This window comes from Kribbella sp. NPDC051620, from assembly GCF_044453825.1.
Taxonomy (GTDB): Bacteria; Actinomycetota; Actinomycetes; order Propionibacteriales; family Kribbellaceae; genus Kribbella.
Genome location: NZ_JBITDB010000001.1, coordinates 1 through 19398, shown reverse-complemented (window position 1 = coordinate 19398; position 19398 = coordinate 1). Strand labels below are relative to the sequence as shown.

The 19398-nt window shown below is 67.2% G+C and carries 14 protein-coding genes, 2 rRNA genes and 1 pseudogene; 8 read left to right on the top strand and 9 right to left on the bottom strand.

Annotated elements, in window-relative coordinates:
• Positions 1-162: 162 nt before the first annotated feature.
• From ACIA12_RS00085 to ACIA12_RS00060, 6 genes and pseudogenes are all read right to left on the bottom strand, one after another.
• Positions 163-3063, bottom strand: coding sequence for a CBM35 domain-containing protein (locus ACIA12_RS00085; protein ID WP_396364531.1), 2901 nt, complete (start codon positions 3061-3063; stop codon positions 163-165).
• A 44-nt stretch (positions 3064-3107) separates the two neighbouring features.
• Complete coding sequence (locus ACIA12_RS00080) at positions 3108-3983, bottom strand: carbohydrate ABC transporter permease (RefSeq protein ID WP_396364530.1); 876 nt, start codon at positions 3981-3983, stop codon at positions 3108-3110.
• Positions 3980-4864 carry a carbohydrate ABC transporter permease gene (locus ACIA12_RS00075; RefSeq protein WP_396364529.1) on the bottom strand — a complete coding sequence of 295 codons (885 nt, stop codon included), beginning with the start codon at positions 4862-4864 and terminating at the stop codon, positions 3980-3982. Before ACIA12_RS00075 ends, ACIA12_RS00080 begins: the two co-directional genes overlap by 4 nt.
• A 6-nt stretch (positions 4865-4870) precedes the next feature.
• Positions 4871-6232 (bottom strand): ABC transporter substrate-binding protein, encoded by a 1362-nt coding sequence (locus tag ACIA12_RS00070; RefSeq protein WP_396364528.1) that lies wholly within the window; start codon positions 6230-6232, stop codon positions 4871-4873.
• Between the two features lie 12 nt (positions 6233-6244).
• The gene (locus ACIA12_RS00065) at positions 6245-6481 is read right to left on the bottom strand and encodes a DUF3459 domain-containing protein (protein ID WP_396366005.1); all 237 of its coding nucleotides are present in this window, start codon (positions 6479-6481) and stop codon (positions 6245-6247) included.
• Positions 6482-6700: 219 nt separating this feature from the next.
• Positions 6701-7825: pseudogene (locus ACIA12_RS00060) on the bottom strand (alpha-amylase family glycosyl hydrolase); the annotation flags it as partial.
• Positions 7826-7963: 138 nt separating this feature from the next.
• On the opposite strand from ACIA12_RS00060, the gene ACIA12_RS00055 reads away from it, so the two are divergent.
• Positions 7964-9019 carry a LacI family DNA-binding transcriptional regulator gene (locus ACIA12_RS00055; RefSeq protein WP_396364527.1) on the top strand — a complete coding sequence of 352 codons (1056 nt, stop codon included), beginning with the start codon at positions 7964-7966 and terminating at the stop codon, positions 9017-9019.
• Here ACIA12_RS00055 and ACIA12_RS00050 read toward each other — a convergent pair.
• Positions 8969-9772 carry a TrmH family RNA methyltransferase gene (locus tag ACIA12_RS00050; RefSeq protein WP_396364526.1) on the bottom strand — a complete coding sequence of 268 codons (804 nt, stop codon included), beginning with the start codon at positions 9770-9772 and terminating at the stop codon, positions 8969-8971. The genes ACIA12_RS00055 and ACIA12_RS00050 overlap by 51 nt on opposite strands.
• A gap of 239 nt (positions 9773-10011) precedes the next feature.
• On the opposite strand from ACIA12_RS00050, the gene ACIA12_RS00045 reads away from it, so the two are divergent.
• The 7 genes from ACIA12_RS00045 to ACIA12_RS00015 all read left to right on the top strand — a co-directional run bounded on the left by ACIA12_RS00045 (position 10012) and on the right by ACIA12_RS00015 (position 18937).
• Complete coding sequence (locus ACIA12_RS00045; protein WP_396364525.1) at positions 10012-10998, top strand: ATP-binding cassette domain-containing protein; 987 nt, start codon at positions 10012-10014, stop codon at positions 10996-10998.
• Positions 10995-11819 (top strand): ABC transporter permease, encoded by an 825-nt coding sequence (locus ACIA12_RS00040; RefSeq protein ID WP_396364523.1) that lies wholly within the window; start codon positions 10995-10997, stop codon positions 11817-11819. Before ACIA12_RS00045 ends, ACIA12_RS00040 begins: the two co-directional genes overlap by 4 nt.
• A gap of 119 nt (positions 11820-11938) precedes the next feature.
• Entirely contained in the window at positions 11939-13129 is a 1191-nt protein-coding gene (locus tag ACIA12_RS00035) for a hypothetical protein (protein WP_396364522.1), read from the top strand.
• Positions 13126-14058 (top strand): hypothetical protein, encoded by a 933-nt coding sequence (locus ACIA12_RS00030; protein WP_396364521.1) that lies wholly within the window; start codon positions 13126-13128, stop codon positions 14056-14058. The genes ACIA12_RS00035 and ACIA12_RS00030 overlap by 4 nt, the downstream gene beginning before the upstream one ends.
• Positions 14058-14711: a hypothetical protein gene (locus ACIA12_RS00025; protein WP_363831950.1), complete on the top strand. Its 654-nt coding sequence runs from the start codon at positions 14058-14060 to the stop codon at positions 14709-14711. Before ACIA12_RS00030 ends, ACIA12_RS00025 begins: the two co-directional genes overlap by 1 nt.
• Complete coding sequence (locus ACIA12_RS00020) at positions 14708-18025, top strand: chromosome segregation ATPase (RefSeq protein WP_396364519.1); 3318 nt, start codon at positions 14708-14710, stop codon at positions 18023-18025. The genes ACIA12_RS00025 and ACIA12_RS00020 overlap by 4 nt, the downstream gene beginning before the upstream one ends.
• A gap of 258 nt (positions 18026-18283) precedes the next feature.
• A complete protein-coding gene (locus tag ACIA12_RS00015) occupies positions 18284-18937 on the top strand; it encodes a hypothetical protein (protein ID WP_396364518.1) in 654 nt (217 codons plus the stop codon).
• A 110-nt stretch (positions 18938-19047) separates the two neighbouring features.
• Here ACIA12_RS00015 and rrf read toward each other — a convergent pair.
• Positions 19048-19165, bottom strand: a 5S ribosomal RNA gene (rrf, locus tag ACIA12_RS00010).
• 143 nt (positions 19166-19308) lie between these two features.
• Positions 19309-19398, bottom strand: a 23S ribosomal RNA gene (locus tag ACIA12_RS00005); the annotation flags it as partial.

Sequence of the window (19398 nt, the reverse complement as noted above, 5' to 3'; positions counted from 1 at the left end):
ACACCCCCAATACGACCACCTTGAGCACCGGCTGGGCATCGGGGCTGCGATGCGGTGACTGGTGGGTGCTCAAGGTCGAGGGGTGGGTGGCGGAGGGTCGCGCTGTGGCGGGGCCAGTCTCCCGCGCCGGTCAGGGGCGCGGGAGGCTGGAGCGATACCGGGTCAGAAGCCGGAGTTGCCGGGGCCTCGGATCAGGGTGAAGCCGAAGGCGTTGTTGAGGCCGCCTGAAGCGGCGCCGGAGACGGTGACGTAGTTGAAGGTGGCGGAGCCGGCTACCTGGAGGTCTATGCCGTAGGTGCCGGTGTTCTGAACCTTGACGTGGTCGAAGGTGAGGTTGGTGACGTTCTTCTGCCAGCTCATCAGGATGCCCTGGTACGTGCTGTCGATGATGTCGACGTCCTTGATCAGCACGGGTGCGGTGATCTCGCGAGCCTCGGCGTAGATCCACAGGCCACCCTGGCTGCTGTTCCAGTCGGTGTTGAAGCCGCCGGCCCGGGTGATCGTGTTGCGCTGGACGGATGTCGTACCGGAGAACGGCTGGGCCGAATGCCACGTGCTGATCGTGATCCCGGACGCCGTGTAGACCGTGTCGGAGAACAGATTGTCCTCGATCCGGTTGCCGTTGCCGCCGTAGATCGCGGCCGTGTTGGCGAGCGTCGGCAGCGTCGCGGTGTTGAACGTGAACGCGCAGTTCGCCACCGAACTGTTGAACGACCACATCGCCAGCGCGTCGTCACCGGTGTTGCGGAACACGCTCTGATCGACCCGGCTGTTGCTGACCGCGCTGCCGTCGCCGCTGAAGGTGTTGAGGTTGACGCCATCGGCGAACATGTCGCGGATCCGCACGCCGGCGACGTACAGACCATTGGTCCCGCTGTTGGCCCACAGCCCGACCTTCGAGTGCTCGAGCCAGACGTTGTGGATCAGCGAACCGCTGCCGAAGTTGCCTTCCAGAGCGGCGTCCGTGGTGACCGAGCCGTCCGGATCGCGATAGCGCACATCCCCGGCGAAGTAGAAGTCGGCGAGCTGCACGTTGCCACCCGTCGCGAAGAACCCGCCCCGGCCCGCGTTGCCGCGGATCGTCGAGTACCACATCCCCGCCCCGCGGATCGTCACGTTGTCGACGTTCACCCGCGCGGTCAGATCGAAGACACCATCGGGAATCCACACCGTTTTGCCGGCAGCCTTCGCCGCGCTGATCGCCGAGTTGAACGCCGCCGTGTCGTCACCAGAACCGGACACGGCGCCATATGCGGTCACATCAACCGAGTTGGCAGGAACCGAGTAGGCCGCAGCAACGACCTCGGTGTCGATCAGGTCGACGGTGATCGGCGTGGAGGTGTCGTTCTGCAGCTTGATCACCGTGCCGGCCGGGTACGACGGCAGCGTCGACCGGACCTCGTCGTAGAACCGGTGACCGTTGCCGAGCCCGGGATCATTGGGGAACGGGTAGTTGCCGTAGACCCAGCTGTACGCCGACGTCAGCGTCAAGTCCTTGACTTTCGTCCCACCGACATAGACACCGAGCGGCGCCGTGATCCCCGTACCAGCCGCATTGTCCGGAATCGAGTAGCGCACGACGATCGAGTTGGCCGGCTTGGTCAGCGTGAACTGCGTGTACTTGCCCGCGTTGTCCAGCCGTACCGCCCGCCGCCCGGACGACTCCGACGCAACCGTGCGATAGGTACGGTCGGGCCCGATCACCACGCCATTGGTACTGCTGTTCTCAGCCTCGTACTCCGTATAGGGCACCGTCGCGCCCCGAGCCGCCAGGTCCGTCGATCCGGCGACGGCGAGATCGTCCAGCGCGACATTGCCGCTGTCACCAGCGTCGTACTGGTACCCGATCAGGTTGAGCCCGGCGCGGAGTGGAAGCGTCTGGGCGACCGTGGCCCAACCGGTTGCGGCAGGCAACGACACCTGCCCGGTCTTCACCCCGTTGGCGTACACGCTGAGCGTCTTGGTGGAGCCGGTCGTGTTGCTGTACCGAAGAGTGGTGGACGCATTGCCAGCGGCGGTGACGTTGACCGTGCGGATCAGGCGGGCACCCACTGCGGTAAAGCCGGTGATGTAGCCGGACCCGGCATACCCGGAGATCGACGTACCTACGCTGGTACCGCCGGACAAGAAGGCGTTCTCCAGCGCGGGACCACCGGACGGCGGTGGCGGGTCGGTCGGGGCAGCGACCGTGATGTTGTCGAGGTTCACGTTGCCGGTGTCGGCGGTGTCGAACCTGTAGGCGATGGAGTTGGTGCCCGCGACTACTGGGACCGTCTCGGTCGCCGTGCCCCAGGTGTCCCAGTTAGCCGTCGCCGGGAGGCTCATCTGCTTCACCTTGACCGCGTTGGCGTAGAGCGACAGCGTCATCGCGACGCCGGTGCCGTTGGCGTACCTGAGCGACACAGTACTGTCGCCTGCCTTCGATGAGCTCACACTGAAGGTCGTGGCGGCATTGCCTTTGTTGGCGTCGGTGTAGCCGCCAACGAACCCACTGCCCGTGTAGCCGGGGTGGTCCGTCGCAACAACGGCTCCCCCGGACAGTGTCGCGCTCTCGGCTTCCAGTGCTCCCGCAGGCGCCCCGGGCACGTCAGTCACGGTCAGCTTGTCCAGGTTGACGTTGCCGGAGTCCGCCGAATCGAAGCGATAGCTGAGCTGGTTGGAGCCCGCCGGGAGCGGCAGCGTCGTGTGCAGGTCCGACCAGCTGTCCCAGTTGGCCGACGCAGGCAGAGTGAGTTGCTGGACCTTGGTACCGGCGCGGTAGAGCGACAGCGTCTTCGCAGAGCCGGTCCCGTTCGCGTACCTGAGCGAAAGGTCGTAGCTAGCGGCCGTAGGAACGTTGACTGCGGCAGTGACCGCAGCAGTCCCCTTGTTCCCGTCGGTGAACCCACCGACGAAGCCGGAGCCGCTGTAGCCGGCATGGTCGGTCTGGGCGACCGCACCCCCGGCCAGGGTCGCGTTCTCCGCCTCTACCGTCACACTGAAGCCGGCGGCCGACGCCGGGATCGACAAGTAGGAGGTGGCGAGTAGAGCTGCCAAGAGCGTGACGAACCTCTTTTTGGGCATGACTGTGGAGCCCTTCTGTCAGGGTCGAGCGGGGGCGGAACTACCTATCCCTTGACTGCGCCACTGAGTGCGTTGGACTTGAGGAACAGTCGCTGGAACACTCCGAACAGCGCCACCGGAATCACCGTCGAGATCGCGAGTGCCGCCAGGAACACATCGAGTTCGACGAACTTCTGCAGCGCGGGAAGCCGGACGGACAGGGGTTGCAGATCGGGGTCGGGCAGGACCAGCAACGGCCAGAGGAAGTCCTTCCAGGCCGCGATGATCGCGAACACCGAGACGACGCCCAGGATCGGGCGCGACATCGGCAGGACGACGGACCAGAACATCCGGTACGGTCCGGCGCCGTCGACCCGGGCGGCCTCGAAGACCTCCCGGGGCAGGTTGTCGAAGAACCGTTGCACGATCAGGATGTTGAACGCGTTCGCGCCGGCCGGCAGCCAGACCGCCCAGAACGTGTTGATCAACGAGGTCTTCAGCAACGGCGGATCGACGATCGTGAGATACAGCGGGACGAGCAGCACGACTGACGGGACGAAGAGCGTCGCGAGCACGATGCCGGTGAGCGCCTTGCCATAGCGGGGTCGCAGTACGGACAGGGCGTAGCCGGCCGTGGTCGCCACCAGCAACTGGACGAACCAGGAGCCGGCCGCGAGGACCACAGTGTTGAGGAAGTACTTGTCGATCTCCACCCGCGACCAGGCGGTGGACAGGTTGGCCCAGTCGATCCCGTGCGGCCACAAGGCGAGTGGCGCGCGCAGGGTGTCCTGGGTTGGAGTGACTGCCGCCTTGGCCAGCCAGAGCATCGGCCCTAGGCCGACGGCGACCAGCGCGGCTAGCAGCAAGACGTGCACTGATCGAGCGGTACGCCGTACGCCGGGGCGGCGCCAGTCCGACGACGAGAGGATGCCCCGGCTCATGAGCGGCTCCAGGATCTGGTCAGGCGGAAGTAGACGGCGGACAGGATGCCCAGGGCAACGGCCAGCATGATGCTGAGGGCGGTCGCGGCGCCGTACTCGCCACCGAGACTGTTGGCGAACGCGTAGTCGTAGATGAGCAGCAGGATGGTGATCGTGGAGTTCGCCGGGCCGCCACCGGTGAACAGGAACGGCTCCAGGAAGACCTGCGACGTCCCGACGATCTGCAGGATGAAGGTGATCAGCAGGACGCCTCTGAGCTGCGGCAGCGTCACATGCCAGATCTTGCGCCAGATCGACGCTGTGTCGATCTCGGCTGCTTCGTAGAGGTCAGTGGCGACCCCTGTCAGTGCAGCGAGGTAGATGATGACCGTGCCGCCGGCAGCGGCCCAGGTCGCCTCGATGACCAGTGCAGGCATCGCACTGCCCGAGTCCTGCAGCCAGGAGACCGGGCCGAGGCCTACTACGCCGAGGATGGTGTTGAAAACGCCGTTGGGGCTGGCGTCGTAGAAGAACTTCCACAGCAGCACTGCGACTACTGGTGGGATCACCACCGGCAAGTAGGCCAGTGCGCTGTAGAGACCTTTGAAGCGGCGTACCTCGCTCATCATGACTGCGGCGATGAGCGGGACCGGGTAACCGAACAGTAGGGCGAGCAGAGCGAAGTACAGGGTGTTCTTGACTGCTGTCCAGAGCAGGGGGTCGGCCAGGACGTCCTTGAAGTTCTGCAGGCCGACGAAGGTCGCAGGGGTGACCAGGTTGGTCTCCTGGAAGCTCATCACCACAGCCCGGAGGATCGGGATCCAGGAGAAGACACCGAAGACCAGTAGCAGCGGTAGCAGGAAGACCAGCGTGCTCAGGCCACTACCGCGACCTCTTCTCATCAGGGGCTACTTCCGGTCGAGGAGGGTCTGCGCCTCGGCGTTGGCGTTCTTGAGCAGCTTCGCGATGTCGGCGTCCTTGTTGGTCAGCACCGACTGCACGACCGGGTCGAGCAGCTTGTAGACCTCCTGGGTCGACCGGACCGGTTCGGTGAGCAGTGGCTGGTCGAACATCTTGTCCGTGTACGGCTTCATCTGCTCGAGCGGGACGTTGACGTACTCCTTCACCCAGCCCAGCGACTCGTCGTACGTCGCCTTGTCGAACACCGGTAGCTGCGGAGCACCCACTGGCTGCTTGGAGGCGGCAACGGTCTTCGCATCGAGTACTGCGGCGTCCTTGTCGGCCAGCTTCTTCATGTAGAAGTAGTCGATCCACTTCACGGCAGCGGCCTTCACCCCGTCGTTGGCCTTGGCACTGACCGTCGCCAGCGTCCCACCGCCCAGCACTCCGGCCTGGTCGTTGCTGGCCAGCGGAATGGTCGTCACGCCGTAGTCGGCCGGCTTGAGTGCGTTCTGCGTGACCAGTGAGCCGTAGTTGCCGCCACCGGACACATACATCCCAATCTGACCGGATGCGAAGGCCTGGTTGATGCCACCCCAGTCGTAGAGGAAGTTGGAGCCCATGCTGTTGTCCGTCCAGCGCATGTCCTTCAGCAGCTGCAGTACGGAAGTCATCTCAGGTGTGTCGAGCTGTGCCGTCGCAGTGTCGCCGTCGAGCTTCTCCGTGCGGCCGCCGAACGCGTAGTCGAGGGTGGTGAGGATCCAGCCACCTGTGTTGTCGGTGGTCAGTTCGGCGTACCCGGCCTTGCCTGTCTTGTCTGCGATCTGCTTAGCGTCCGCACGGACCTCATCCCAGGTCGCCGGCGGCTTGTCGGGGTCCAGCCCGGCCTGCTTGAACAGGGACCGGTTGTAGTGCAGTGCCTGCCCGTACGCCGCGATCGGGACGGCCCACATCTTGCCGTCCTCGGCCTTGCCCGCCTTGGCGACGTTCTCGCTGAACTTGCTCGCGTAGGGGAGAGCTGAGACGAGGCCGCTGATGTCGGCGATCTGCTTGCGCTGGATCAGGCCGCGGCCGTCGGTGAAGGGGACGGTGAAGACATCGGGCAGCGTGCCACCAGCAAGCTGCGCGGTGAAGGTCGTCGCGGTCCAGTTGTACTCCTGCGGGACGACGTCGATCTTCGGGTTGTCCTTCTCGAACTGCGCGACCCTCGCGTCGAAGGCGGCGATCGCGCCCTTGTCGAGGCCGGGGTCGCGGGCGACCTTCAGCGTGACCGGGCCGTCGGGCGCCGCCTTGGTGTCGGAGCCGGATCCTGAGCAGGCGGTGAGGCTCGCGGCCAGGGCGACCACGAGAGCGATGGGAGTGAGCTTCATTGCGTGGTTCTCCTACTTCGTGGTCAGCCAGACGGCTGCGTCGGTGGGGAGGCGATCGCCAACGAGGGCGGCGCTGGCGAGCAGGACTTCGCCGTCCAGCTGGAGCGGCTCGTCGCCTAGGTTGACCAGGCAGCGGAAGTGCTCTCCCCGGCTGAAGGCGATGACGTCGTCGGTGTTGGTTTCGTGCCAGGCGAATTCGTTGGGGAGGTCGCGGCGGAGGTGCAGCGCCGCGCGATACAGGGCGAGCATCGAGTCGGGGTCGCGTTCCTGGACCTCGACGGAGTGGCTGCCCCAGTCGGCGGGCTGCGGCAGCCAGGGCGTGAAGCCTTGCGAGTTGAAGCCGAAGCTCGGGCCGGTAGTTGTCCAGGGCAACGGTACGCGGCAGCCGTCGCGGCCGGGATCGGCGCCTTCGGAGCGGTGGAAGATCGGATCCTGCAGCGCGGCGAGCGGGAGGTCCTCGACCTCGGGCAGGCCGAGCTCGTCGCCTTGATAGACATAGAGCGACCCAGGCAATGCGGCCGTCAGCAGCGCCGCCGCTCGCGCCCGCCGTTGCCCCAGCACCAGATCGGTCGGTACGCCGAACCGCTTGGCCTGGAACGAGAACGAGCTGTCCTCCCGTCCGTACCGGGTGGCCGGCCTGGTGACGTCATGGTTGGACAGGACCCAGGTGGCCGGCGCGTCGACGGGCCGGTGAGCGGCGAGGGTGGACTCGATCGACGCGCGGAGCTCGGATGCTTTCCACGGCCGGCCCATCAGGTCGAAGTTGAACGCGGTGTGCATCTCGTCCGGCCGGAGGTAGCGGGCGAACCGCTCGGGGTCGGCGAGCCAGATCTCCCCGACGAGCACTCGCGGTTCGGCCTACTCGTCGGCGATGGCACGCCAGGAGCGGTAGATGTCGTGGAGTTCGTCGCGATCGACGTACGGATGCTCGGCGGTCTCGCCGTACTCGGGGAAGCTGGGGTCCTTGACCGGCATGGTGGCCGAGTCGATCCGGATCCCGGCGACGCCCCGGTCGAACCAGAACCTGAGGATCTCCTCGTGTTCGCGGCGGACGTCGGGGTGGTTCCAGTTGAGGTCGGGCTGTTCGGGGGTGAAGAGGTGGAGGTACCACTCCCCCGGCGTACCGTCCGGGTTCTTCGTCCTGGTCCAGGTGTCGCCCGAGAAGCTGGAGACCCAGTCGGTCGGCTGCTCCTCGCCGTCCTTGAACCAGAAGCGTTCTCTTGCCGGTGAGCCCGGACCGTCGGCCAGAGCTTCTTCGAACCACAAATGCTCGCTCGAGATGTGGTTCGGGACGATGTCGATGATCGTGCGGATGCCCAGTTCGGCGGCCTCCGCGATGAGTTGCTCGGCCTCCTCGACGGTGCCGAAGGCCGGGTCGATCACCCGGTAGTCGGCCACGTCGTACCCGCCGTCGGCGAGCGGGGACAGGTACCACGGGGTGAACCAGATGGCGTCGATCCCGAGGCTGCTCAGGTACGGCAGTCGCGAGCGGACGCCGGCCAGGTCGCCGGTGCCGTCGCCGTTCCCGTCGGCGAAGCTGCGCGGGTAGATCTGGTAGATCGCCGCGTCCCGCCACCACTGCTGAGTACTCACCTCTTTGCTCACCTGAACTCCGTTCGATCGTGGTAGGTTTAGCGCTCCACCTTGGTGGGACCGTAAGGCCGCTTCCGGGCAGGTGTCAATGGGCGAGTTGCACTCGTATCCTGGCCGCGACGATCGAGAGGAGCCCCTGTGCGGGTCACGCTGAAGGACATCGCCGACGAGGCCGGGGTCAGCATGATGACGGTCTCGAACGTGGTGAACGGCAAGCGCGCCCGGGTCTCGCCGGAGACGATCGAGCGGATCCAGCGGATCGTCGCGGAGCGCGGTTACGTGCCGAGCGCGTCGGCCCGGAGCTTGGCCGCGAAGTCGTCCCGGCTGATCGGTTTGCTGGTGCCGGCGGCCGACGAGGACAGCTTGATGATCAGCCCGCACAACGTGGCGATCGTCGGGCAGATCGAGCGGGAGCTGCGCAAGGGCGGGTACCACCTGTTGCTCCGCGGGATCGCGGCGCCGGCGGAGGTTGCCGAGGCGTTGCAGTCGTGGAGTCTGGATGGGGCGGTGCTACTCGGGTTCCTGGACGAGGAGATCGACCGGCTCACTGCTCGCGCGGTGGGGAAGGTGTCGTTGCTGGCGATCGACAGCTATTCGGCGAATCCGTTGACTACCGGCGTACGGTCCGATGACTACACCGGTGCGCTGCTGGCTGCCCGGCATCTGCTGGAGTTGGGGCATCGGGAGATCGTGTTCGCCGGGCCGTCGTTCTCCGATGTCGGTGTGGTGCATGAGCGGTTCGCCGGGTTCCAGGCTGCCTTTGCGGAGGCTGGGTTGTCGTGGCAGGAGCGGTTGGTCTCGGCGAACACGACCCATGCCAGCGGTCGCGAGCTCGGGCGGCGGCTGAAGTCCTTGCATCCTTCGGCCACGGCCGTCTTCGCGACCGCCGACATCTTGGCGATCGGGATCATGGAGGGGTTGGCAGAGAGCGGGTTCTCGGTGCCTTCCGATGTTTCCGTGCTCGGGTTCGATGACCTTGACCTGAGCGCTTACGTCACGCCCAAGCTGACCACGATCGCGCAGGACATCCCGCGGAAGGCGGCGATCGCAGTACAGCTGCTGCTGGGCACGATCGAGGGCAAGGAACATCCCGTCGACCCGATCACGCTGGAGGTCCGGCTGATCGAACGCGGGTCGACGGCGTCACCACCCCTCCTTACGGGCCCTGGCCTCGAAGAGCAGGATGCCGGCTGACAGCGCGACGTTGAGCGAGTCGGCCTGCCCGAGCATCGGGATGCTCACCTTTTCGAAGCCCTGCTCATGCCAGGCCTGGTGGAGCCCCTCACCTTCCGAGCCGACCACGAAGGCAGTTCTCCCCTGGTACTGCGGTGTTTTGTAGCTGTCCGTCGCTGCGGGGTCGGCGAGGTGGACCTCGAACGCGCGCTTTTTCAGCCAACTCGCTGCCTCGGTGATGCTCGTGAACTCGAGCACTGGTGTCGTGAGCACCATGCCGCGGCTGGCCGCGTACACGGCGGGATGATTCGGGCGCGCCCGGCGACTGGTGAGGACCAGACAGTCGGCGCGCGCGGCATCGACCGTACGGATCAGAGTGCCGAGGTTGCCGGCGTACTCGACGCCATCGGCGACCAGCACCAGCGAGGACTCACTGAGCCGGACATCCTCGGCCCGCCACTCGGGGAGCCGGGCAATGGAGATGAGTCCGTCAGACCGGCTCCTCCGGCTGACTCTCGCCAGCATCTTCGGTGAGATCCGGTAGACCTCGTGTGCTCTCGCGGCGATCTCGGCTGCTGTCTGTGGCTGGTCGCAGACTTCAGCGCAGTAGTAGAAGGTATCGATCACGGTCGGGGTGCTGAGCAGCCTGCTGTGCTCCCAGCTCCCCTCGACCAGGATCCGGCCGGGGACGGAATCCTTGCGAACGGCGAGCAGGGCGCGGCCACGCGGGTGCTGCGCTCCGATCGGCAAGGCGTCGGGAAATGACGGTGCCATGGGGTGACTCCGGTGAATGAGAACAGCAGACCGCACCCGGGGACGCCTTCGTGGGCATCCGCGCCGGTCGGTGTGCTGGGGGTCGGCTAGAGCGTTTGAGGACGCACTAGCCGAGCAGTCTCATCATGCTTCGGATGGTAGGGAACACGGCGCCCGGCGTCATCCGCATTTCGGCCGCACCTTTTCTGCCACCCGAAAAGGCCCGGCACATTGTCGGTGCGCGGCTCTAGGGTGAGCCCATGTCCAACGGACCCGCAGTCGAGGCGATCGATCTGGTGAAGCAGTTCGGCACGAACCGTGCCGTCGACGGGGTGAGTTTCGTCGTCCCCGAAGGAACAGTGCTGGGCCTGCTCGGCCCAAACGGCGCAGGCAAAACGACAACAGTGCGGATGCTGACGACGCTCAGCGTGCCCACCAGCGGAACCGGCCGGGTGGCCGGCTACGACGTGCTCAAGCAACCCGCGGACGTGCGGCGCAGCATGGGCCTGACCGGCCAGTCCGCGACGATCGACGAGCTGCTGACCGGCCGGGAGAACATCCGGCTGATCGGCAGGCTCTACGGGTTGCCGACCAAGTACCTGCGCAAACTGTCCGACGAGCTGCTCGAGCGGTTCCTGCTGACCGAGGCGGCCGACCGGGTGGCGAAGACCTACTCGGGCGGGATGCGGCGACGGCTGGATCTCGCGGTCAGCCTGGTGGCCGCGCCACCTGTGCTGTTCCTGGACGAGCCGACGACCGGGCTCGACCCACGCAGCCGCGCGGACCTGTGGGAGGTGCTGCGCGGCCTGGTCCGCGACGGCACCACTTTGCTGCTGACGACGCAGTATCTGGAGGAGGCCGACCACCTGGCCGACGAGATCGTCGTGATCGACAAGGGCAAGGTGATCGCAGCCGGCACTCCGACCCAGCTCAAGGACGAGGCCGGCCGAGCCAGTGTGGTCGTCACGGTTGCGGCGGCGGCCGACCTGCCCCGCGCCGCCGAGCTCCTGCGACAACACGCGCCCGAGGTGCACGTCGAAGAGGTGAGCCGGCGACTGACGGCGCCGGCTGCCGGCCTGGCCGACATGACCCGGATCGCGGGCGTCTTCGCCGACAGCGGGATCGACGTCGACGACCTCGGCCTGAAACGACCGAGCCTCGACGACGTCTTCCTGCACCTGACCGGTCACCGCGCCGAGTCGACCGACACCACCGAGACGCTGACCGAGCAGGAGGCCGTCCGATGACCGCCGTGATGACCAGGCCGCCGATCCACCAGCGCACCTTGCTGCAACAGTCGCTGACCGTGGTCTGGCGCAATCTGCTGCACATCCGGCGGATGCCGGAGATGCTGCTGGACGTGACGATCCAGCCGGTGATGTTCGTGCTGCTGTTCGCCTACGTCTTCGGCGGCTCGATCGACGTGCCCGGTACGTCGTACCGGGAGTTCCTGCTGCCGGGCATCATGGCGCAGACCATCATCTTCTCCTCCGCCATCGTGGCCATCGGCCTCACCAGCGACCTGGAGAAGGGGATCGTCGACCGGCTGAAGTCGCTGCCGATCTCCCGCTCGTCCGTGCTCGTCGGGCGCAGCCTGTCGAGCCTGATCCATTCCGGCATCGGCATCGTGGTGATGAGCGTGACCGGCCTGCTGATCGGCTGGCGGATCCGCGACGGACTGGTCAACGGCGTGCTCGGCTACCTGCTTCTGCTGCTCTTCGGCTTCTCGATGATCTGGCTGGGCATCTGGGTCGGGTCGCTGATGCGCTCCGTGGAGGCGGTGAACGGCTTCATGTTCACCGTGATGTTCCCGCTCACCTTCGTCGCCAACACCTTCGCACCGACCCAGGACATGCCTCGCTGGCTCCAGCTGATCGCCGAGTGGAACCCGGCGTCGGCGCTGACCGCGGCGTGCCGCCAACTGTGGGGCAACGGCCTCGCGCCCTCACCGGACGCTCAGTGGCCGCTCCAGCACCCAGTGCTCGCGTCCATCGCCTGGTCGGTCCTCTTCACGGCCATCTTCGCGCCACTCGCCTTGGTGGCCTTCCGCCGCCGCTCGCGGGACTGAGGTCCCGGGCACCCGGGAGTTTGTCCACAGGGCACGGGGGCGCCGATTTCGATCCGTCGGCCGGCGTCGATAAAGTCGCTGCTCTGGCTGTCTTCGGGGGCGGCCGCGGGAGGAGAAGCGTGGACGCGACATTGCTGGATGCGGAGGCCGAAGCGGCTGTCCTGCGCGTCTATCGGCAGGTCTTCGCCGTGCTCGCCCGCGAGGCCGGCGCGATGATCGTCGACCCGGAGCTGCTGGACGCCGACCAGGCGATCCTGGACGCGTTCGCGGAGGCGGGCAGCGACGGGCTGACCGTCGAGCAGGCCGCGCTCGCCTGTCGCGGCTGGCCGCATGAGGTGATCGTGCGGCGTTTCGAAGTACTGCGGCAGTACGGCGCGATCACCAAGCTGGTGGACCGGCCCAACGAGTTGCGCCACCGGGCAGCCTTCGCGCCGTACGTGATGCTGATGTTCCTCAAGCGGATGTCGGTGCAGGGCGGGCAGGCCGAGCTGCACCAGTTGCTGACGCTCGAGGCACACAGCGTGAGCGATCCGCGGGCCGTCGAGGAGCAGGGGCAAGCGTCGATCCAGCGGCTGACCAAGGTGTTCCGGCTGCTGGGCAACGAGCTGTCCATCCTGGTGTCGACCAGCACGACCGCGCAGCTGCGGGAGAACGCGCAGCTCGCCTGGGGCAACGAGCGGCTGATCGAGCAGGCCGAGAAGGTGCACCGGATCGTGCTCGAGCGGTGGCCGGGTCTGCATCAGGTCTGCACGCAGCTGCGGATGTCGCTGGCTGCTTATGCGGATGCTGTTCAGCTCGCGGCCGGTCGATTGGTCGAGCGAGCCGGTACTACGCGGGCGCTCGGGTTGCTGCCGATCGAGACCTGGCTGACGTTTACGCGCAGCAGCGATACCGAAGTACTGGCCGGTGTGCTGGACGGTTTGCTGTTCGACGCGGCCGCGCCGGACTTCTCACCGGAAGGCATGCTGGAGGCCGTCGAGTCCGGCCGCCGAACCGGTACTGCGCGAATGGCACCGCCGCGCCCGTCCGCGGAGACGGACGCACCCGAGTCCGCCGCCGCGACCGACCGCGAGGACTTGCGGGCCGAAGCCGAGCGCATCCTGGCCGGCCGTTCCTCCGTCAGCATCGTCGACGTGGTCGACGACGCCGGCGACTGGGTCACCGCCCGCCGCGTGCTGGCCGAGCTGACCGCTGCCCACCTCCACGACGAGCTCGACTACGAGCTCGTCTGGGGCGACGGCATGCGCATCGACCCGTCCGCCGGCACCCCATGGGCCACTGAGGGAACCTTCCGGAGGGTGACCCGATGACCTCCTCGGAAGTAGTCGAAAGCGGCCGTTCCTACACCGCCCTCTGGTGGGCCAAAGTCCAATCGGCCGGCCCACTGCAAGTCTCCCCAGACACCCCCGCCGTCCCAGGCCTCACCCGCGCGGCCGAACCCGACGGCTCCTCGATCTGGATGCTTCCCACCCTCCCCGACGGCGCCGGCCACGCCGTCCTGGAGGAGCTGGGCATGCCCCCGGTCGCCGTCGAAATGCCCAACGAAACCGCCCGAGTCCTAGCCATCTGCATGACCTGCTGCTGGCAAGACCGAAGCACCTCCCCCTGGCCTGGCGTGGTAGGCACCCTCGCCCAGGTGAAGGCGGTCTATGCCAGCCTCCGAGGCCGCCCCGAACAATCCAGCGACCTCACCTTGATCATCGGCAGCCTCCGCCGCCTACACGCCACCAGCTGGCTGCTCTGGAACGAAAAAGCCGGCGAAGTCCGCCTAGGCCCCCGAGTAACCACCTGGACCCCCGCAGCCCAAACCACCCTAAGAGAACTCTGCCGCGTCCTCCCCGACCCACCCCCCGCAGTACTAGCCGCCCCCAAGCAGCCTGAAGTCACCCCGGACCCACTCCCCACCGACGCGGCGCCAACCAAGTCCGCCACCGACTCGCCAGCCCTCACCACCACCTCCGCCGGGCCTGCCGAACCCGAGCCCATCCCAGCCCCGCCCGGCCCCGACCTACCCGCGCCAAAGGACCCCACCACCAGCACCACCTCGACCACCACCACCTCCGCCGGGCCTGCCGAACCCGACCCCAACCCAGCCGCGCCCGGCCCCGACCTACCCGCCCCAGAGCTCGCCCCCACCACCTCCACGGCCGCCGCCACCACCACCTCCGCCGGGCCTGCCGAACCCGAGCCCAGCCCAGCCGTGCCCGGCTTAGGCCTACCCGAGCCGGAGGAGGACTGATGAGCGAGCAGCATGCGCTCTTCGATCAGTTGTTGCAGGATCTGAGTGATCGGAGCAGGGACGAAGTACTGGCGGCCTTCTCAGCCGTGCAGTACGCCGCGCACCCGGTTGCCGAAGTACAGCTGGCCGGCCTCCGCGACGTCACCCTGCGCCGGCAGGTGCAGAAGATGCTGAAGTTGATCGGTCGGACGCTGGTGCACGTCGACGGCACCCACTGGACCGCCGGATACGCGGACGACATCGCCGAGACGCTGACCGCACAAGGCTGGCAGCCACTCTCAGTCGTGGACCGCGCAGTACTGGTACTTGTCCTCGTCCACTCGGTAGCGATCCCCCGCAGCGAAGGCATCCTCACCGGCGACAGCTGGAAGTCCGCCCGCCCGACGACCGTCGACGAACTCCGCACCACCAAGATCAGCAGTGAGGAGCGCCGCCTCGCCCTCCAGCGACTCCGCGCCGCCGGCTTGATCCAACTGTCCGGCGACCACTCCGGCGGCCCGAGCTACATCCCCGGCCCGCAACTCCAGCGCCTCACCCCGGCCGCACGGCGCCGCCTGCAGGATCAGCTGATCCTCGCGGCCGCCCCGTCGAGCCCGATCGCGGAGGCCATCCGCGCTCGCAAAGGCATCACCGAAGAAGAAGGAGCGGCATGAGCACCCCCACCCCCGCTGAGGACGGGCCGTACGACATCCTCGGCTCGAAGGTGCTGCTCGGCGTCCAGGTCGTCGACCTGTCCCGGCTGTCGACCCACCCGATCCCGATGGTCGGCCAGGGCCTCGTCACCGTCGCCGGCCAGGGCCCGGTGGACTCCAACGGCGCCGGCAAGTCCTCCTGGATCGCCGCCCTCTCGCTTCTCCACGCCGACGACCAATGGCGTCTCACCAGCGGCGCTCCCGGTGCGGCCGAGCTGCTCTTCACCGCCGAAGCGGCCGGCCAGGAAGGTACCTGGTCCAACGTCGACCGCGGCTACATCGTCGGCGTCTTCTCCGACCCGGACCTGACCGAGCTGGCCGAGATCGAAGCGGCTGCCATCACCGTCTGGATCAGGATCAACCGCAAGGCGTCGTACCTGGACCTGCGCTGGAAGAACGGCCTGCACGTTCCGTACGGCGTCACCGAGGCCGAGCGCGCAGCCGGCGCCGACGCGCTCTGGGCCGCGCTCCCCCACTCCAACGGCCGCACCGACTTCCACGCCAACAAGCTCTCCACAGTCCTGTACGGCGGTCAGGTCCGTTGCGTCTCCTTCCTCTCGACCTCGGTCCGCTCATCGCCCACGGCCAACCTCCTCGCCGAACCGCTGAACGAGCTCGGCCCGGCCCGCATCTTCAACGCGATCGCCACGCTCACCGGTCTCGACCACGAGCTGGAGCAGGAGCAGGCCCACCGCTCCGCCGAGCACACCCAACGCGAGGCGACCAAGCAGGCAGCCGCTGATCTCCAGCGCTGGGAACAGGAAATGGCCACCGTCGAGGCGGGCATCCTGCAACGCGCCGCCGCCCGCGAAGCCCTCGCCTCCGCCCGCGAATCCTGGCGAGCCCGCTGCGCCCGGCACCTCGTCGACGGCGACGCGCGCAACAGCGAGATCCTGCAAGAACTGGGCGTACTGGACGAGCGCGTCGCGGAGCAGGAGGCGCGACGCGAGACCGTCGACACCGAGATTGAAGCGTTCGGCAGCGAGGAGAACCTGCTCCGCGACGTCCAACTGACCCGGCAAGAGCGCGACAAACTCGACGCCCGCGACCGTGAACTCGACCTTGCCCAACGCTCGGTCCGCGAGCAACTCGAGCGCCTCGGTCAAGAGCACCGCCGACTGCTCGATGCCGGACGTTCGGCCGACGGACGCGACCTGGCGGCTGCCGCCGCGGAACAAGAAGAAGCCCGCGCAGTCCTCGAAGAGCACATCGGACGCGATCACGCGGCCCGCTCGTACGTGGACCAGGCGACCGCCGACCTCCGCGAGGCCGAGAGCGGCCAAACCGTCTCGGCTCCGCAGCAGCAGGTACTGGCGAACGCCGGCATCGAGTGCGGCGCCCTCACCGACATCACCGAGCTCGCGACCGCCGACCGTGCCGAGTGGGAGCCGCGGCTGGCGCCGTACCGGGAAGCTGTTGTCGTCGACGCCTCGGACGTCGCGATCGCAACGTCGGCCCTCAGCGATGCCGGCTATCCGGGCTTCCTGCTCGTACTCGCCAACCGGCCCGATGCAGCCGCTTTCAAGGGCGGACCGTCGTCGGCGGACAAGCGGTTCAAGCTGGATGGGTTCTTCGCAGCTCTCGCCGCGCGCTCGGCGAAGGAGATCATCGACGAGCCGGCCGGCGTGGTTGCCGTCGGGCAGTTCGAGGAAGCGATCACCGGTCGCACGGCTCGCATCGAGGCGGCCCGCCGTCGACTCGAAGCAGCCGTCGAGGCTCGATCAGCCGCGTCGGCCGCGCTTGAGCAAGCTCGCGCGCGAGTGGACCAGGCGGAGCGACGTACTGCGGCCGCCCGCGCGCTCGGGACTGCTGCGGACGTACAGGAGCAGATCCTCGCGCTTCGTGAGGCGAACGACCAGCACGAGACCGATCGCGAGACGCTCGCACCCGCATTGCAGTCAGCCAAGGAGTCGGCCGAGGCCGCCGCCGGGCAGCAACTCGTCCGCGACGAGCGACTGAAGAACCTTGAAGCCACTCGCCGGGACCACGACCGCATCCTCGACGAGCTCGCCGGGCGACGGCTCGTGCTTCTCGAGGAGCAGACCGGACTCGACCTGGTCAGCCGGACGACTGCCTGGGGCGGCAGTGCTTCAGAGGCCGCCGACTTCCTGGTCGCCCTGCCGGATGACGCTGCCCAGCGCCGTACGACGGCCGACTGGAACCACCAGGCCTGCACCCAACTCGACGACGTCGTACGCCGCTGCTTCCCGAACGCTCGCTCGCGGGAAGAGATCCCGTCAGAGCTGTGGGAGATCCTCAACGGCGCCGACGGCTGGTCGAACGGGACTCTAGGCGCGCGCGTTGCCCTGGTACCGGCCCTGCAGCGGACGCTGGCAAGCCACCTCGCGCAGCACGAGACCTTCGACAGCCTGCAGCAACAGCAGATCGCCAGCCAGCGCGCTGAGCGCAATGCCGCTCTGGAGCGTGCCCGCGAGGGGCTTGGCGAGGCCGAGAGCACAGCGCGTGCCCACCGCTCGTCGCTCGCGGACGGCATCAAGGCGCGGTTGCGCCTGGTGTCGGCGGAGTTCGACCGACTGGACCAGCAGTACGGCGGGTACGGCGCGAAGCTCGAGTACCCGGAGCCCGACCCGCCCGCCGAGCCGGACAAGCCGTGGCGCTGGACGGTCACGCCGAAGTGGCGTCGCTCCGAAGGCGGGCCGTTCTCGGCGTTCAACGTCAAGGGCAACACCGCCCAGATGGACGAGAAGGCAGTCAAGCTGGTCTGCGCTGCGGCCCTGGCCGGCGGCAGCGACCGCCCCCTTCTCCTGATCCTCGACGAACTGGGCCGCAACCTCGGCTCCCAACACCGTCGAGAAGCGGTCGCCCTGTTCGAGCAGATCGGCCGCGACCGCAACATCACCGTCATCGGCGCCCTGCAGGACGACATGGAGCGCTACGCCCTGTCCTCATCCCGCCTCTACGTGAAGCTGCGCCGTTCCTCCGACACCATGGCCTACAACCAGGCCCCCGTCGTGAAGGGCAACGAGGAGTACTCCGCCCGCGTAGAACTCCTCCGCGATTGGCTCGAGTCCTACCGAGGCCCCCGCCCAACCCTGGACCTCACCGAACAAACCCTCGACACCCCTGACCTCCCCCACCCCAACTCAACCGCTCCAGCAGACCCCGCCGGAGCCGACGCCCCCACCGACGCTACTGCTGCGGCTCCGGCCAAGGCAGCACAGTCACCCCGTCGACGGAAGCCAGCTAAATCGGTCAAGGTATCGGCCGATGCTGAGCCGGGTGACGACACCGAAGCAACCGGGGTCGCGGACTGAACGGGTTCAGCGTGTGGCCGGCCGGCGTTCAGCGTCGACGGAAGCACCGGTTTTGGGCGGGACGTTGCGGAAAAGGGACCCCGGTGGTTGGGGGTGAGCTGGGGCTCGTTCACACTGGAGGGGTGTCGTGTCAGGTGATGGGTGTTCAGCCCTGGGCTTGCTGTTCACACGGAGTAGGCGGAGCTCTGGTCAAGCACTCGTCGTTCGGCGTACCGTCCGTTGCACGGGTCCAGCCGGCAGCTGATCGGAGGGCGTGAGATGGCATCTTGGCTACTGCGCGCCCAGTGGGCTCACCGAGACGAAACGGTCGAACACCGAGCGCTACGCGTCGGGCGCACCCTGACCGCGGTCGCTGTGGCGTTCCCGGAGGTTCATCTGTGGACGCAGGACGAGCGCTGGGGTTTCCATGTGCTCGAGGCGGACGCTTCCACGCCACTGCAGGAGATGGTCGAGGCGACCACGAAGGTCCTCTCGAACGGTTCGAGTACCACCCGCCTGCACCTGCAGAGCGCCGGTGAACTCCCCTGGCTGTTCGACCTCTCCATGGGCGGCACACTCACGACGGTCTCGGACCAGCTCACCCTGCACTGGAGTGACGAGGACGCCCTCGTCCAGTCAGAGCGCTTCGCCCAGGTACTCCGTGCGGTCGTCACGATCTGGGAACCCGAGTGGGCCAGCATCGCCGACACCGAACTGGCCGCGGCCGCCGGCGTCTTCCGCCGCGGCATCCCGATGATGGGCTGGCTCACCTACGTCCGCGGCCTGGTAGCCGGCGCCCACGGCATAGACATCGGCCTCACCCCGTTCGAACGAGGCACGCTCCTCCAGGCACCGGTCGCCCCCGCAGATCTGACCCCGATCCACATCTGCGCCGCCGCGGCCTTGGTCGGAATCTCCCCCAACGACCTCTAGAGCCGCGGTACCACCAGCGGCTCCGTCAAGGGCGTGCGAACGTGCTCACCAAAAGGGTCCGCAACGCGTTAAGGGCCACCCATTGCTGGGTGGCCCTTAACAGTGTGAATGTCCGGCGACGTCCTACTCTCCCACGACCTACCGGTCGCAGTACCATCGGCGCTGTCAGGCTTAACTTCCAGGTTCGGAATGGAGACTGGGTGTTTCCCTGACGCTATGGTCACCGTAACTCTATAGAAATATCAACCAACCACACTTCAGTCACTCTCACCCACCTGGGTGAGGGTTGCTGGGGGTTGACCGTATTTCGGGAACCGTATAGCGGACGCGTTATCTTCGCAGCAGTCTGTGTCACACACGAGGTGTGGTGTTGAGACAAGCCCTCGGCCTATTAGTACCAGTCAGCTCCACACCTTACGGCGCTTCCACTTCTGGCCTATCAACCCAGTGGTCTACTGGGG